The following is a 15,053-nucleotide window of genomic DNA, read 5'->3' on the forward strand; positions in this document are numbered from 1 at the left end:
TGCAGGTCGCCCCGGGCGTCGTGCGGCCCCCATTGAAGCAGGCTCGGCGTCATGTCGTGCGGGCCGTGAAAGTTAATCGACCGGCGTGGTTTCCCGTCGTCCCGAGTGGGGTGACTTCTGCTGCGCGACTCACTAGAATGCTTGCCCTTGATTCTGGAGTCGGGCAAACGCCGGCTAACGTCTGTGCAACGAGGAATATCCATGCAAGTTTCTGTTGAAAACACTTCCGCTCTCGAGCGCCGCATGACCATCGCCGTTCCGGCCGAGCGCGTCGAGAACGAAGTCAACAAGCGTCTGCAACAGACTGCCAAGCGCGCCAAGGTTGCCGGCTTCCGCCCAGGCAAAGTGCCGATGAGCGTGATCCGTCAGCGTTTCGAAGCCGATGCTCGCCAAGAGGCTTTCGGTGACCTGGTCCAGGCTTCCTTCTACGAAGCCATCGTCGAGCAGAAGCTGAACCCGGCTGGTGCTCCTGCGGTAGAGCCAAAGTCCTTCGAAAAGGGCAAGGACCTGGAATTCGTCGCCATCTTCGAAGTGTTCCCGGAGTTCACTGTTGGCGGCCTCGAGTCGATCAGCGTCGAGCGCCTGAGCGCCGAAGTGGCTGATGCCGACCTGGACAACATGCTGGAAGTGCTGCGCAAGCAGAACACCCGCTTCGAGGCCGTCGAGCGCGCCGCGCAGAAGGACGACCAGGTCAACATCGACTTCGTCGGCAAGGTCGACGGTGAAGTGTTCGCCGGTGGTTCGGCCAAGGGCACCCAGCTGGTGCTGGGTTCCGGCCGCATGATCCCGGGCTTCGAAGACGGCCTGGTTGGTGCCAAGGCTGGCGAAGAGCGCGTTGTCAACGTGACCTTCCCTGAGGACTACCAGAACCTGGACCTGGCTGGTAAAGCCGCCGAGTTCACCATCACCGTCAACAGCGTTGCCGCTCCAGTGCTGCCAGAGCTGAACGAAGAGTTCTTCGCCCAGTTCGGCATCAAGGAATCGACCCTGGAAGGCTTCCGCACCGAAGTTCGCAAGAACATGGAGCGTGAACTGCGCCAGGCCATCAAGGCCAAGGTGAAGAACCAGGTCATGGACGGTCTGCTGGCCGCCAACCCGATCGAAGTGCCGAAAGCCCTGCTGGAAAACGAAGTCAACCGTCTGCGCGTGCAGGCCGTTCAGCAGTTCGGCGGCAACATCAAGCCTGAGCAGCTGCCAGCCGAGCTGTTCGAAGAGCAAGCCAAGCGCCGTGTGGTCCTGGGCCTGATCGTGGCCGAAGTGGTCAAGCAGTTCGAGCTGAAGCCGGACGAAGGCAAGGTTCGCGAAATGATCGAAGAAATGGCTTCGGCTTACCAAGAGCCTGAGCAGGTCATCGCCTGGTACTACAAGAACGACCAGCAACTGAACGAAGTCCGTTCGGTTGTGCTGGAAGAACAAGTTGTAGATACTGTTCTGCAGAAAGCGACTGTGACCGACAAGTCGGTCTCGTACGAAGATGCCGTTAAACCAGCACAGGCTCCAGCCGCCGCTGAGTAACAGGCTTCTCTCGTAGGAAACCCCCACAAGCCAGCCTTCGAGCTGGCTTGTGCGTATTCAAGCCATGACTATTTGGGAGTGAGCGCAGGACATGTCCCGCAATTCTTATATTCAGCAGAGCTCTGACATCCAGGCCGCAGGCGGCCTGGTCCCGATGGTTATCGAGCAGTCCGCCCGTGGCGAACGCGCTTACGACATCTACTCGCGCCTGTTGAAGGAGCGTGTGATCTTCCTGGTTGGCCCGGTAGAGGACTACATGGCCAACCTCGTCGTCGCGCAACTGCTGTTCCTTGAAGCGGAAAACCCGGACAAGGATATCCATCTGTACATCAACTCGCCGGGCGGTTCTGTCACCGCCGGCATGTCGATCTACGACACCATGCAGTTCATCAAGCCGGACGTCTCGACCATCTGCATCGGCCAGGCCTGCAGCATGGGCGCCTTCCTGCTGGCTGCAGGTGCCAAGGGCAAGCGTCACTGCCTGCCGAATTCTCGCGTGATGATCCACCAGCCGCTGGGCGGCTTCCAGGGTCAGGCCACCGATATCGAGATCCACGCCCAGGAGATCCTCAATATCAAGGCCCGCCTGAACGAGCTGCTGGCCTACCACACCGGCCAGGATCTCGAGACCATCAAGCGCGACACCGAACGTGACAACTTCATGAGCGCCTCGCGCGCGGCCGAGTACGGCCTGATCGACTCGGTCTACGACAAGCGGCAACTGGCCTCCTGAACCGGGGTGCCAGAGCAGGTAGGCGCGGAAAGCGCCTACCTGCGGACTTGAAAAAGCCCGCAATTGCCTTCATCTTGTGTTGCAAGCCTACCGGATTGGATCGATCGAATGACTGACACCCGTAACGGCGAGGACAGCGGCAAATTGCTTTATTGCTCCTTCTGCGGCAAAAGCCAGCACGAAGTGCGCAAACTGATTGCCGGGCCCTCGGTATTTATCTGCGACGAGTGCGTCGACCTGTGCAACGACATCATCCGTGAGGAGGTGCAGGAAGCCCAGGCCGAGAGCAGCGCGCACAAATTGCCTTCGCCGAAAGAAATCAGCGGTATCCTGGACCAGTACGTCATTGGTCAGGAACGCGCGAAGAAGGTGCTTGCCGTAGCGGTATACAACCACTACAAGCGCCTGAACCAGCGTGACAAGAAGGGTGACGAAGTCGAACTCGGCAAGAGCAACATCCTGCTCATCGGGCCGACCGGCTCGGGCAAGACTCTGCTCGCCGAAACCCTTGCACGCCTGTTGAACGTACCGTTCACCATTGCTGACGCCACCACCCTGACCGAGGCCGGTTACGTGGGTGAGGACGTCGAGAACATCATCCAGAAGCTGTTGCAGAAGTGCGACTACGACGTGGAAAAGGCCCAGATGGGCATTGTCTACATCGACGAGATCGACAAGATTTCGCGAAAGTCGGACAACCCGTCCATCACCCGTGACGTCTCGGGCGAGGGCGTGCAGCAGGCACTGCTGAAGCTGATCGAAGGCACCGTGGCCTCGGTTCCGCCGCAAGGCGGCCGCAAGCACCCGCAACAGGAATTCCTGCAGGTCGATACCCGCAATATCCTGTTCATCTGCGGTGGCGCCTTCTCGGGCCTGGAAAAGGTCATCCAGAACCGCTCCACCAAGGGTGGCATCGGTTTTGGCGCCGAAGTACGCAGCAAGGAAGAGGGCAAGAAGGTTGGCGAGTCCCTGCGTGAGGTCGAGCCGGACGATCTGGTCAAGTTTGGCCTGATCCCGGAGTTCGTCGGCCGTCTGCCGGTACTGGCAACCCTCGACGAGTTGGACGAGGCTGCGCTGATGCAGATCCTCACCGAGCCGAAGAACGCCCTGACCAAGCAGTATGCCAAGCTGTTCGAGATGGAAAGCGTCGACCTCGAGTTCCGCAGCGATGCGCTCAAGGCCGTGGCGCGCAAGGCCCTGGAGCGCAAGACCGGCGCCCGTGGCCTGCGTTCGATCCTCGAAGGCGTGCTGCTCGATACCATGTACGAGATTCCTTCGAAGAAGGATGTCAGCAAGGTGGTGATCGACGAGAGCGTCATCGATGGTACCTCGCAGCCGCTGATGATCTACGAGAACAGCGAGCCGCAAGCCAAGGCCGCGCCGGACGCCTGATCAAGGCACGGGCCGGTTGACGGTTGCAAGCAAGAAGGGGCCTACGGGCCCCTTTCTGCTTTTCCTGCGCTAGCGCTTGTAATTTCCCAAGCGTGCCCCCACATTAGGTCCAAGCATCATTTCCACCGGTTTCCGGCCATAAGGCCGCTGTAGAGGCGAAATCATGAAGACCACCCTCGACTTGCCTCTTTTGCCATTGCGCGATGTCGTTGTTTACCCGCACATGGTCATCCCGCTGTTCGTGGGGCGTGAAAAGTCCATCGAAGCCCTTGAGGCGGCGATGACGGGCGAAAAGCAGATCCTCCTGCTGGCCCAGAAAAACCCGGCTGACGATGACCCGGGCGAAGACGCCCTGTACCGCGTCGGTACCGTTGCCACCGTACTGCAATTGCTGAAACTGCCCGATGGCACCGTCAAGGTGCTGGTCGAGGGCGAGCAGCGCGGCGCCGTGGAGCGTTTCAGCGAAGTAGAAGGGCACATCCGTGCCGAAGTTTCCCTGATTGACGAAGTCGACGCCGCCGAGCGCGAGTCGGAAGTGTTCGTGCGCACGCTGTTGTCGCAGTTCGAGCAGTACGTGCAGCTGGGCAAGAAAGTCCCTGCCGAAGTGCTGTCGTCGCTGAACAGCATCGAAGAGCCAGGGCGCCTGGTCGATACCATGGCCGCACACATGGCCCTGAAGATCGAGCAGAAACAGGAAATTCTCGAAATCGTCGACCTGCCGACCCGCGTCGAGCACGTACTGGCGCTGCTGGATGCCGAAATCGACCTGCTGCAAGTCGAAAAGCGCATTCGTGGTCGGGTCAAGAAGCAGATGGAACGCAGCCAGCGCGAGTACTACCTGAATGAGCAGATGAAGGCCATTCAGAAAGAACTCGGCGATGGCGACGAAGGCCACAACGAAGTCGAAGAGCTGAAAAAGCGCATCGAGGCCGCTGGCCTGCCCAAGGACGCACTGGCCAAGGCCCAGGCAGAGCTGAACAAGCTCAAGCAGATGTCGCCGATGTCGGCCGAGGCCACCGTGGTCCGGTCCTACCTCGACTGGCTGGTGCAGGTGCCGTGGAAGGCCCAGAGCAAGGTGCGGCTGGACCTGGCCAAGGCCGAGGAAATCCTCGATGCCGACCACTACGGCCTGGAAGAGGTCAAGGAACGCATCCTCGAGTACCTTGCCGTGCAAAAGCGCGTCAAGAAGATCCGCGGCCCGGTACTGTGCCTGGTCGGCCCGCCTGGCGTCGGCAAGACCTCGCTGGCCGAGTCGATCGCTGCTGCCACCAACCGCAAGTTCGTGCGCATGGCCTTGGGTGGTGTGCGTGACGAGGCCGAGATCCGTGGTCACCGCCGTACCTACATCGGTTCCATGCCTGGCCGCCTGATCCAGAAGATGACCAAGGTGGGGGTGCGCAACCCGCTGTTCCTGCTGGACGAAATCGACAAGATGGGCAGCGATATGCGTGGCGACCCGGCCTCGGCGCTGCTCGAAGTGCTCGACCCGGAGCAGAACCACAACTTCAACGACCACTATCTGGAGGTCGATTACGACCTCTCGGACGTGATGTTCCTGTGCACCTCGAACTCGATGAACATCCCGCCGGCGCTGCTCGACCGGATGGAAGTCATCCGCCTGCCGGGCTACACCGAGGACGAGAAGATCAACATCGCGGTCAAGTACCTGGTGCCCAAGCAGGTCAAGGCCAACGGTTTGAAGAAGGACGAGCTGGAAGTGGACGTCTCGGCGATCCGCGACATCATCCGCTTCTACACCCGTGAAGCCGGTGTCCGTGGCCTGGAGCGGCAAATCGCCAAAGTCTGCCGTAAAGTGGTCAAGGAACATACCGGGCAGAAGCAGGTCAAGGTCAAGGTGGCCAGCGAGCAGCTGGAGCACCTGCTGGGCGTGCGCAAGTTCCGCTACGGGCTGGCCGAGCAGCAGGACCAGATCGGCCAGGTAACCGGCCTGGCCTGGACCCAGGTGGGCGGCGAACTGCTGACCATCGAAGCGGTGGTCATTCCCGGCAAGGGTCAGCTGATCAAGACCGGCTCGCTGGGCGATGTCATGGTCGAGTCGATCACCGCCGCGCAGACCGTGGTGCGCAGCCGTGCCCGCAGCCTGGGTATCGCCGCCGACTTCCACGAGAAGCACGACGTGCATATCCACATGCCGGAAGGCGCCACGCCGAAGGACGGCCCAAGTGCCGGTATCGGCATGTGCACCGCGCTGGTGTCGGCACTGACGCAGATTCCGGTACGTGCCGATGTGGCCATGACCGGCGAAATCACCCTGCGTGGCCAGGTGCTGGCCATTGGCGGGTTGAAGGAAAAACTGCTGGCGGCACACCGTGGCGGGATCAAGACGGTGATCATTCCCGAGGAGAATGTTCGCGATCTGAAGGAGATTCCGGAAAATATCAAACAGGATCTGCAGATCAAACCGGTCAAATGGATTGACGAAGTCCTGCAAATTGCGCTGCAATACGCCCCGGAGCCCTTGCCAGATGTGGCTCCGGAGATTGTCGCGAAAGATGAAAAGCGCGACGGCGATGCTAAGGAAAGAATTAGCACGCACTAGTAGTTTTTGGCTGGGGGGCTTTCCTTGACAGTTTTTTCGGGGCCTTGCTATAAAGCGGCACGCTATTGTCATCAGGCCACCCAGCGCACGTTTCATAAGCTTTTCATTACATACTTAGAAACAAACTCAATAGAGAAATAAGGGGACTTAGAGTGAACAAGTCGGAACTGATTGACGCTATCGCCGCATCTGCTGACATCCCGAAAGCTGTAGCCGGCCGTGCGCTGGACGCAGTCATCGAATCCGTCACCGGCGCCCTGAAGCAAGGTGACGATGTGGTACTGGTTGGCTTCGGTACCTTCTCGGTCAAGGAGCGTGCAGAGCGCACCGGCCGCAACCCGCAAACCGGTAACGCGATCAAGATCGCTGCCGCCAAGGTTCCAGGCTTCAAGGCTGGCAAAGGCCTGAAAGACGCCGTCAACTAAGTCGTCTCTTTCAGCCGGACCTGGCCTGGCCAGGTCCGAGCACGGTGATGGCGGGGCGCAAACGTTCCCGCCTGACACGTTTGCTAAGAAAAGGCGCATCCTCGGATGCGCCTTTCTTTTATCAGGTTTCTACCCACGCTCCGCGGTTGTCGACGCAGTGGTACAGCCGTTTCTGGGGGACGCATGCTGCAAAATATCAGGGACAATTCACAAGGTTGGATTGCCAAGACCATCATCGGCCTAATCGTCGTGTTGATGGCGTTGACCGGCTTCGAAGCCATTTTCCAGGCCGCCACCCATAGCCAGGACGCTGCCAAGGTGAACGGCCAGACCATCAGCCAGAACGAGCTGAGCCAGGCGGCCGACATGCAGCGCCGTCAGCTGATGCAACAGTTGGGCAAGGATTTCGACCCGGCACTGCTGGACGACAAATTGCTGCGCGAAGAGGCACTGAAGGGCCTGATCAGCCGCAAGCTGCTGTTGCAAGGCGCCGAAGATGCCAAATTCGCCTTCTCCGAGGCCGCGCTGGATCAGGTGATCCTGCAGACGCCGGAATTCCAGGTGGACGGCAAGTTCAGTGCTGATCGTTTCGACCAGGTCATTCGCCAGATGGGCTATGGCCGCATGCAGTTCCGCGACATGCTCGCCGAGGAAATGCTCATCGGCCAGCTGCGCACCGGCCTGGCCGGCAGCAGCTTCGTCACCGACCAGCAGGTCGATGCCTTCGCCCGCCTCGAGAAGCAGACCCGTGACTTCGCCTCCCTGACCTTCAAGGCCGACCCGGCCGCGGTCAAGGTCAGCGATGAAGAGGTCAAGGCGCACTACGACCAGCACGCCAAGGAGTTCATGTCGCCAGACCAGGTGGTGATCGACTACATCGAGCTGAAGAAGTCGGCGTTCTTCGATCAGGTCAAGGTGACCGACGAAGAGCTCAAGGCACAGTACGAGAAGGAAATCGCCAACCTCGCCGAGCAGCGCCATGCCGCGCACATCCTCATCGAGGTCAACGACAAGGTCACCGACGCCCAGGCCAAGGCCCGCGCCGACGAGATCGAGCAGCGTCTGGCCAAGGGTGAAGACTTTGCCGCGCTGGCCAAGGAGTTCTCCCAGGACCCGGGTTCGGCCAATAGCGGCGGTGACCTTGGCTTCGCCGGCCCGGGCGTTTACGACCCGGCGTTCGAAGATGCGCTGTACAAGCTGCAGGATGGCCAGGTCTCGGCGCCGGTGCGCACCGAGTTCGGCTACCACCTGATCAAGCTGCTGGGCGTACAGGCGCCGGAGGTGCCGAGCTTCGCCAGCCTGAAGGACAAGCTGACCCGTGACCTGAAGATTCCGTTGGTCGAGCAGCGTTACGTCGATGCCAGCAAACAGCTGCAGGATGCCGCCTACGAGGCCTCCGACCTGGCCCAGCCGGCGCAGGACCTGAACCTGAAGGTGCAAACCTCCGCAGCCTTCGGCCGCGAGGGTGGTGAAGGCATCACTGCCAACCGTTCGGTCGTGCAGGCTGCATTCTCCGAAGAAGTGCTGGAGGAGGGTGCCAACAGCACCGCCATCGAGCTCGACCCGGAAACCACCGTGGTGCTGCGCGTCAAGGAGCACCGCAAGCCTGAGCAACTGCCGCTGGAAGCCGTGGCCGGGAACATCCGTGAACACCTGGCCAAAGAAAAGGCAACTGCCGAGCTCAAGGCCAAGGCGGACAAGCTGATTGCCGGCCTGCGTGACGGTTCCATTGCAGCGGGCGGCGTGCATGAAGGGCAGGGCTGGAAGGCCTATGAAGCAGTTACCCGTGGCGAGGACGGTATCGACCCGGCCGAGCTGCAGGCGCTGTTCCGCCTGGGCAAGCCGCAAGCCAAGGACAAGCCGGTTTATGGCAGCGTCGTGCTGCGTGACGGTAGCCTGGTGGTACTGCAGCTCAAGGGTGTCAACGAAGGCGCTACTGCCACCGACGAAGAGAAGCAGCAAATCCGCCGCTACCTCGCGTCGCGTGCTGGCCAGCAAGACTTCGCGGCATACCGCAAACAGCTGGAAGCCAAGGCGGACATCACCCGTTACTAAGGTGATGGATGCATGAACGAACAGGCCGCCTTGAGCGGCCTGTTTCGTTTCTGTTGTCTGTGCCGGCCTCTTCGCGGGTAAACCCGCTCCCACAGGTCCAACACAGGTTTCAAGTACTGTGCTGAACCTGTGGGAGCGGGTTTACCCGCGAAGAGGCCGGCACCAGCAGCACAAGGCCTAGCGTTTCACCCCTTCATGGTTATCCAGCGTATCCCGCGCAATCTCGCGCCCCAGGGCAATCAGCTCCGGCGCCTTGTAGAACTCGAAAAACCGGCACACCCGTTTGGGCACGTTGATCAGTACATCCGGCGGATAGCCGGCGATCTTGTACTGCGCCAGCGAGGTCTGCATGACCTCGAAGCTCTGGTTGATCAGGTCCAGCAGTGAAGCGGGCCCCACATTGTCGATGATGAACGAGCCGGTCGCCGACTTCGGCGCGCCTTCGCGCTCCGGAGCCGCCGCCGGTTGCTGGCCTTCCGGGGCGGCGGCATCGGCCAGCCACGGGTTCGGCTGCGCCAGCCCTTCGGCGACGATTTCCTGCTCGATGCGGATCAGCTCCTCGGCCGGCTTGCGCCGGAACGGCAAGCGCGAGCCCAGCGAACTGAGCAGCGCATCGAAACGCATCTTGAATGCCGCCGGGCGTTCGATCACCGGTAACTGATACTGCTTCTGGTTGGTGGCGTTGAGATTGACCGCGATGATCAGGTCGCAGTGGCTGGACACCACCGGCACGATCGGCAGTGGGTTGAGGATGCCGCCATCGACCAGCATGCGGTTGCCTTGCATCACCGGGGTGAACAGGCTGGGGATGGCTGCCGACGCGCGCATGGCCTGGTGCAGGCAGCCCTCCTGGAACCAGATTTCCTGCTGGTTGGTGAGGTCGGCTGCAACCGCCGTGTACGGGATGCGCAATTGCTCGATGTTGATCTCACCGACGATCTTGCGGATCTGCCCGAACACCTTGTCGCCGCGAATTGCGCCAAGACGAAAGCTGACGTCGACCAGACGCAACACATCCAGGTAGTCGAGGCTCTCGATCCAGTTGCGGTAGTCTTCCAGCTTGCCGGCGGCATAGATGCCGCCGATCACCGCGCCCATGGAGCAGCCGGCGATGCAGGCGATGTCGTAGCCGCGGCGCTCGATTTCCTCGATCACGCCGATGTGTGCATAACCCCGGGCTCCACCCGATCCCAGTACCAGTGCCACGCGTTTGCTCATGAACATTCCCCGGCCAGTGCAACCATGGTCCTACAATGCACCCATCGCCACCTGTGCTTCAATGTGCATCGCGCTGAGCTACTGTAATAAAACTGGCTGGGCCAAGCTGGCCGGGCGGGGCACTTTTCAGCTGCCGGGGCGTCGAACAGCCACTGTTTTTTTCCATTGAGGTATTACCGATGAAAGCCTGGATCTGCCTTCCACTGATTGCCTTGGCCCTCGCTGGCTGCGCGGGCAAGACGGCCTACCGCGAGAGTTGCGCGACCCAACTGGATGCCGCCTGGAAGGAACTGGACCTGGCCAAGGCCGAAGGCTTTGCCGGTGCCGTGAGTTACTCCAAGGCCTTGTCGCTACTGACCGGGGCCAAGACCCAGCAGCAGTTCGAAGGTTATGAAAGCTGTACCAGAAAAGCCGAAAAGGCCCGCTTCTACATTCGTGAATCTCGCGCCGGGCGCTGATCAAGGAGCGTCTTTCAATGTCTGCCATGCTTGATCATGTGGTCGCCCAGATAGTGGCCTTGCAGGTGCGCCTGCTGGCTTGCCGCGAGCGCCTGGCTGCCGATACCGACAGCGAGGCCTTGCATGACCTGCGCACCACCCTGCGGCGCCTGCGCAGCCTGCTGCGGCCGCTGCGTGGGCTGCCGGGGGTAGAGCAACTGGAGGCCGCCGCCAAGTCGTTGGGTACCCTCACCACGCCGTTGCGTGACCGTGAAGTGCTGGCGGCCGAACTGATCGGGCGTGGTTTTGCCGAGGCCGGGCAGCGGCGCCTGGAAGGGCGTGACAGAACCTTCGCCAGTGTTGCCGCCAGCCCGCAGCTGACCCGGGTGCTGGCGATTGTCGACGCGTTTCCGCTGTTCCTGCGTGCAGCCGACCGCGAAGGCCTGGTCAAGGCGCTGGAAAAGCGTATCGACAAACGCCTGGTCAAACAGTGGCGCAAGTTGCACAAGGCGCTGCAGGACCCGGCCCATGATCGCCACCGCCTGCGTCTGCTCATCAAGCGTGCGCGCTATGGCGATGAGGCCTATCCGCAGCTCGACCATGCGGGCAAGCAGTTGCGGCGCTTGCTTAAGCAGGCCCAAGGCGACCTGGGTGACTGGCATGATCGTCTGCAATGGCTGCTGCAGGCACGCGACCATGCCGACCTGGCACTGTGCAAGGCCGCCTGGGAGGAAGAATTGCACGAGGCCGAACGCCATTCGGATGTGACGCTGGATGCACTGCAGCAGGCGCTGGCGCGGCGAAAGCCCGAAAAATGACCGATATGCGGGCTGATCGGCAAAGGTTTGCTGGCTAGGATGGACAGACCATTTCGCTACAGGCAGGAGCCGGCCAATGAATTTCAAGCAACTGCTCGACGCCGTGCGGGCCAACCCCGAATCTGTGAGGGTCCCGCCAAGCTGGACCCAGGGGCGCGCCGCCTTTGGCGGACTGATGGCTGCCATGGTGTATGAAGCCATGCGTCAGAAAATCTCCGATGACCGCCCCGTGCGTTCGTTGGCCATCAGCTTTGTGGCGCCTGCCGCAGCGGATGTACCAATCCGCTTCGATGTGGAGGTGCTGCGTGAAGGCAAGGCGGTCAGTACCTTGCTGGGCCGTGCCGTTCAAGACGGCCAGGTGGTGACCTTGGTGCAGGGCAATTTTGGCGCAGGGCGGCCATCAGTGGTCGATGTGCCGGCGCTGCCGGCCACGGAAATGAAAGCGCTCGAAGACGCGGCCCCCGAGCTGCCCCATATCAAAGGTGTTACCCCGGAGTTCATGCAGCATGTGGCCCTGCGCTGGGCGGTGGGTGGGTTGCCGTTCAGTGGCAACCAGTCGCGTCAGATGGGCGGCTGGGTACGTTTGCGGGGAGTGGCCGAAGAACCGGTCAACGAGGCGCATCTGCTGGCGTTGGTCGATGCCTGGCCACCGAGCCTGATGCCGTTTCTCAAGCAGCCGGCTGCCGGCAGCACGTTGACCTGGACCATCGAATTCATGCAGCCCACGGCGCAGCTATCGACGCTGGACTGGTGCCGTTATTGCGTGGAAACCGAACATGCGCGGGATGGTTATGGGCATGCCGCCGCTGAGTTGAGGACGGCGCAGGGCGAACTGCTGGCCTTGAGCCGGCAGACGGTTACCGTGTTTGCCTAGCAGATACCTGCAGGCCTGCACCCGCTCCTACAAAAGATTGCGCGTGATTGGACCATCAATGGCGGTGCTTGTGTCGTTCCCGCCAGGCCTTCCACCAGGCCCCGCTCAGCAAGAAACGCGGAAAGGTGATGAACTGCTCGGTCAGCAGGCGTTGCACGGCATCCTTGCGGTTGGCGAAGGGCTCGGGTTGCTCGGCTTCCAGGCGATGCCCCTGGCGCTGCAGGCCCAGGCCGGCGATCAAGGCAATGATGCCAACGGCAATCTGGCCCAGATCCAGGCCGAACAGGCCGGACAGAATCAGCAACGCGCCAAGGATGAACAACGGCACGGCGATCAGGTGCAACACCAGGTTGGCCGGGTGGCGGTGGTTGTGGTGGTAGCCGCGCCATTGCCAGGCGGGCAGGTTGGGCAGGCGTTTGCTCATGGGCATTTCCTCTCGGTCATGCCCAAAGCTTAGTGCGCCCCCCAGGCGGGGGCCAATCGAGGCTGGCTATGGTGACTATAGCTTGAGCTGGCCAATGGCCTTGTTCAGTTCACCTGCCAGGGTTGCCAGTTCGCTGCTGGTGGTCGCCGAGCCCACGGTCTGATGCACGGTCTGTTCGGTGACATCGCGAATGCTCACCACGGCGCGGTTCATTTCCTCGGCCACCTGGCTTTGCTGCTCGGCGGCCACGGCAATCTGGGTGTTGCTTTCGCGCATCTGCGCCACGGCACCGGTAATCTCTGCCAGTGCTTCGCCGGCCTCCTGGGCCTGCCTGACACAGTCGTCGGCCTTGTACGAGCTTTCCTGCATGAACTCCACTGCATCGCGGGTGCCCGACTGCAGGGCCGAGACCATGGTGGTGATCTCGTCGGTGGAGTTTTGCACGCGCTTGGCCAGGTTGCGTACTTCATCGGCCACCACAGCAAAGCCGCGGCCCAGGTCGCCGGCGCGCGCTGCTTCGATGGCGGCATTGAGCGCCAGCAGGTTGGTCTGTTCGGCGATGCTGTGGATCACGCTGACAACGCCATTGATCTTCTGGCTGTCTTCAGCGAGCTGGCGAATCATCTCGGCAGTTTGCTGAACGCCGCTGGACAGCCCGGAAATCGAATCCTGCACCCGGCTGACCACCTCCTGGCCGCTACCGGCCAGGGTGTCAGCGGTTTGTGACAGATCACGGGTGGCGCCGGCGTGTTGGGCGATGTGGTGCACCGTAGCCGACATTTCGTTGATGGCGGTAGCGGCCTGGTCGGTCTCGCTCTGCTGGCCGAGCATGCCGTGGCGCACGTCGCTCATGCTCGCAGCCAGGCGCGCGGCACCGGAGTCCAGTTGCGCGGCGGTGTGGGCGACGGTACTGACCACGCGGTGGTAGGTCGCCTGCATGGCATTGAAAGCCCCGGCCATCTGGCCGACCTCGTCGCCACAGGCCAGTGGCACGCGGGCCGACAGGTCGCCGGTTTTTTCCACGTGCAGCATCACGTCCTTGAGGGTGTTGAGCTGGCTGAGCAGGAAGCGGATCAGCAACTGCGAGGCGCCGAGCATCGCCAGCATCAGGATCAGCACGCATACCGCGTAGTTGCTGAAGCGGTCGAAGAACACCTGACGCAGGCTTGGCGACTGGGCCAGCACGGCTATTTGCTGGTCGCCGTTGCGCAGCACCTGCGCACCCTGTAGCGGGTTGTTGCCCAAGAGCCGGTCGGCGGGCAGTTCGACCCAGCCTTGGGCATTGCGCAGGGCCTCGAGGGGTTCACCCGCGAAGGTGGGTGTTTGCCCGGCTGACCAGCTGATGACGTTGGCCGGGCGGGGCAGCGGCAGGCCGGCCGGCCAGGCAGCCAGCAGTTGGGCCTGCGCGGCCGCCTGGGCCTGCGCGGCCTCGGCGCGGGCGCGCTGCTCCAGGTGCACGGCATAGAGCACCAGCAGCAGGGTTGTGACAAAGGCCACCGCGTTGACGGCCCAGAACTTGTACTTCAGGGAAACATTGCTAAGCCAGGCACCCATGGGCAGGTCTTCTCTGAGTTGAGCGGGAACAATATTGGCAAGGTGCCATCATTGTGCCTACGTGCGCCATGGAGTTTGTTGATGCATATCAACACCAAGCACCAGCCCCTGTAGGAGCAGCCTTGTGCTGCGAAGGGGCAGGCAAGGCCAACCGAATGTTGTAGCTGTCATGGCCTCTTCGCAGCACAAGGCTGCTCCTGCAAAGGGGCGCGTCGGGTTCAGGGGAGTTGGAAAAACGCCCGTGCCGTTGCCGTGGTATGCGCCGCCGTATGCTCGGCTGACTCCCCCCGGTGCAGGGCCACTTCACGCAGTACCTCTGGCAGGAACGCTGGTTCGTTGCGCCCATTCTTCGGCTTGGGCCGCAGGCTGCGCGGCAGCAGGTAAGGCGCATCGCTCTCCAGCATCAGCCGCCCCTCGGCAATGTTGCCCACCAGCGGGTGCAGGTGGGTGCCACGGCGTTCGTCGCAGATCCAGCCGGTAATGCCGATGTGCAAGTCCATGTCCAGGTACGCGAACAGCGCGTCGCGCTCGCCGGTAAAGCAGTGCACCACTGCGCCGGTCAGGTGGTCGCGGTAATCCTTGAGTATCGCCAGCAGGCGATCGCTGGCGTCGCGTTCGTGCAGGAACACCGGCATTCGCAGCTCGGCAGCCAGTGCCACCTGTGCCTCCAATGCTTTTTCCTGCAGCGGGCGAGGGGAGAAGTCACGGTTGAAGTCCAGGCCGCATTCGCCCACGGCGCGCACGCGTGCTTCATTCAGCAACTGGCGCAACTGGCGCTCGCTGCCGGCATCCCAGGTTTTGGCATCATGAGGGTGTACGCCTGCCGTGGCGAACAGGTGTGCGCCGCTCGCATCCAGTTGCTGGCAAAGCTCCAGCGCCTGTTCGCTGACCGCCAGGCTGGTGCCCGTCAGCACCATTTGCGTGACCCCAGCCTCAAGGGCGCGCTCGACGATTGCCGCCTGCTGGTCGTGGAAACTGCTGTTGGTCAGGTTGACGCCGATATCGATCAGTTGCATGGTGCTACCTCGTGCCGCGGGGCGGCCAGCAT

13 protein-coding genes are annotated in these 15,053 nt (G+C 61.8%); 9 read left to right on the forward strand and 4 right to left on the reverse strand.

Features of this window, described 5'->3' with window-relative positions:
* Positions 1-201: 201 nt before the first annotated feature.
* The 6 genes from tig to CAF92_RS08320 all read left to right on the forward strand — a co-directional run bounded on the left by tig (position 202) and on the right by CAF92_RS08320 (position 8,680).
* On the forward strand, positions 202-1,515 hold the full coding sequence (tig, locus tag CAF92_RS08295; RefSeq protein ID WP_085600182.1) for a trigger factor: 1,314 nt from the start codon (positions 202-204) through the stop codon (positions 1,513-1,515).
* Positions 1,516-1,606: 91 nt separating this feature from the next.
* Complete coding sequence (gene clpP, locus CAF92_RS08300) at positions 1,607-2,248, forward strand: ATP-dependent Clp endopeptidase proteolytic subunit ClpP (protein ID WP_003259400.1); 642 nt, start codon at positions 1,607-1,609, stop codon at positions 2,246-2,248.
* A gap of 108 nt (positions 2,249-2,356) precedes the next feature.
* The gene (clpX, locus tag CAF92_RS08305) at positions 2,357-3,640 is read left to right on the forward strand and encodes an ATP-dependent Clp protease ATP-binding subunit ClpX (RefSeq protein WP_025338419.1); all 1,284 of its coding nucleotides are present in this window, start codon (positions 2,357-2,359) and stop codon (positions 3,638-3,640) included.
* 163 nt (positions 3,641-3,803) lie between these two features.
* Complete coding sequence (gene lon, locus CAF92_RS08310) at positions 3,804-6,200, forward strand: endopeptidase La (protein WP_015269697.1); 2,397 nt, start codon at positions 3,804-3,806, stop codon at positions 6,198-6,200.
* A 152-nt stretch (positions 6,201-6,352) separates the two neighbouring features.
* A complete protein-coding gene (locus tag CAF92_RS08315) occupies positions 6,353-6,625 on the forward strand; it encodes an HU family DNA-binding protein (RefSeq protein ID WP_003259401.1) in 273 nt (90 codons plus the stop codon).
* Between the two features lie 183 nt (positions 6,626-6,808).
* On the forward strand, positions 6,809-8,680 hold the full coding sequence (locus tag CAF92_RS08320) for a SurA N-terminal domain-containing protein (protein WP_046616833.1): 1,872 nt from the start codon (positions 6,809-6,811) through the stop codon (positions 8,678-8,680).
* 177 nt (positions 8,681-8,857) lie between these two features.
* Here CAF92_RS08320 and CAF92_RS08325 read toward each other — a convergent pair whose 3' ends face one another.
* Positions 8,858-9,898: a patatin-like phospholipase family protein gene (locus tag CAF92_RS08325; protein ID WP_085600505.1), complete on the reverse strand. Its 1,041-nt coding sequence runs from the start codon at positions 9,896-9,898 to the stop codon at positions 8,858-8,860.
* A 179-nt stretch (positions 9,899-10,077) separates the two neighbouring features.
* On the opposite strand from CAF92_RS08325, the gene CAF92_RS08330 reads away from it, so the two are divergent.
* The 3 genes from CAF92_RS08330 (at position 10,078) to CAF92_RS08340 (ending at position 12,027) form a co-directional block, all read left to right on the forward strand.
* Positions 10,078-10,356 (forward strand): hypothetical protein, encoded by a 279-nt coding sequence (locus tag CAF92_RS08330; RefSeq protein WP_003259403.1) that lies wholly within the window; start codon positions 10,078-10,080, stop codon positions 10,354-10,356.
* A gap of 17 nt (positions 10,357-10,373) precedes the next feature.
* Positions 10,374-11,153, forward strand: a complete 780-nt coding sequence (locus tag CAF92_RS08335; RefSeq protein WP_085600184.1) for a CHAD domain-containing protein — start codon at positions 10,374-10,376, stop codon at positions 11,151-11,153.
* A gap of 76 nt (positions 11,154-11,229) precedes the next feature.
* Positions 11,230-12,027, forward strand: coding sequence for an acyl-CoA thioesterase II (locus CAF92_RS08340; protein ID WP_085600186.1), 798 nt, complete (start codon positions 11,230-11,232; stop codon positions 12,025-12,027).
* A gap of 55 nt (positions 12,028-12,082) precedes the next feature.
* Here CAF92_RS08340 and CAF92_RS08345 read toward each other — a convergent pair whose 3' ends face one another.
* The 3 genes from CAF92_RS08345 to CAF92_RS08355 form a co-directional block, all read right to left on the reverse strand.
* Entirely contained in the window at positions 12,083-12,451 is a 369-nt protein-coding gene (locus CAF92_RS08345; protein ID WP_085600188.1) for an Mpo1-like protein, read from the reverse strand.
* Between the two features lie 75 nt (positions 12,452-12,526).
* A complete protein-coding gene (locus CAF92_RS08350) occupies positions 12,527-14,005 on the reverse strand; it encodes a methyl-accepting chemotaxis protein (RefSeq protein WP_085600190.1) in 1,479 nt (492 codons plus the stop codon).
* A gap of 218 nt (positions 14,006-14,223) precedes the next feature.
* Positions 14,224-15,021 (reverse strand): TatD family hydrolase, encoded by a 798-nt coding sequence (locus tag CAF92_RS08355; RefSeq protein ID WP_085600192.1) that lies wholly within the window; start codon positions 15,019-15,021, stop codon positions 14,224-14,226.
* Positions 15,022-15,053 lie beyond the last annotated feature (32 nt).

It is taken from the genome of Pseudomonas sp. B10(2017), assembly GCF_002113295.1.
Classification (GTDB): domain Bacteria; phylum Pseudomonadota; class Gammaproteobacteria; order Pseudomonadales; family Pseudomonadaceae; genus Aquipseudomonas; species Aquipseudomonas pudica.

What these genes read in the sequence shown, in the direction of transcription:
- CAF92_RS08325 (WP_085600505.1), bottom strand. Translation starts at nt 9,898, where the DNA reads ATGAGCAAACGCGTGGCACTGGTACTGGGATCGGGTGGAGCCCGGGGT.
- CAF92_RS08330 (WP_003259403.1), top strand. Translation starts at nt 10,078, where the DNA reads ATGAAAGCCTGGATCTGCCTTCCACTGATTGCCTTGGCCCTCGCTGGC.
- lon (WP_015269697.1), top strand. Translation starts at nt 3,804, where the DNA reads ATGAAGACCACCCTCGACTTGCCTCTTTTGCCATTGCGCGATGTCGTT.
- CAF92_RS08335 (WP_085600184.1), top strand. Translation starts at nt 10,374, where the DNA reads ATGTCTGCCATGCTTGATCATGTGGTCGCCCAGATAGTGGCCTTGCAG.
- clpX (WP_025338419.1), top strand. Translation starts at nt 2,357, where the DNA reads ATGACTGACACCCGTAACGGCGAGGACAGCGGCAAATTGCTTTATTGC.
- CAF92_RS08340 (WP_085600186.1), top strand. Translation starts at nt 11,230, where the DNA reads ATGAATTTCAAGCAACTGCTCGACGCCGTGCGGGCCAACCCCGAATCT.
- CAF92_RS08350 (WP_085600190.1), bottom strand. Translation starts at nt 14,005, where the DNA reads ATGGGTGCCTGGCTTAGCAATGTTTCCCTGAAGTACAAGTTCTGGGCC.
- CAF92_RS08345 (WP_085600188.1), bottom strand. Translation starts at nt 12,451, where the DNA reads ATGAGCAAACGCCTGCCCAACCTGCCCGCCTGGCAATGGCGCGGCTAC.
- clpP (WP_003259400.1), top strand. Translation starts at nt 1,607, where the DNA reads ATGTCCCGCAATTCTTATATTCAGCAGAGCTCTGACATCCAGGCCGCA.
- tig (WP_085600182.1), top strand. Translation starts at nt 202, where the DNA reads ATGCAAGTTTCTGTTGAAAACACTTCCGCTCTCGAGCGCCGCATGACC.
- CAF92_RS08320 (WP_046616833.1), top strand. Translation starts at nt 6,809, where the DNA reads ATGCTGCAAAATATCAGGGACAATTCACAAGGTTGGATTGCCAAGACC.
- CAF92_RS08355 (WP_085600192.1), bottom strand. Translation starts at nt 15,021, where the DNA reads ATGCAACTGATCGATATCGGCGTCAACCTGACCAACAGCAGTTTCCAC.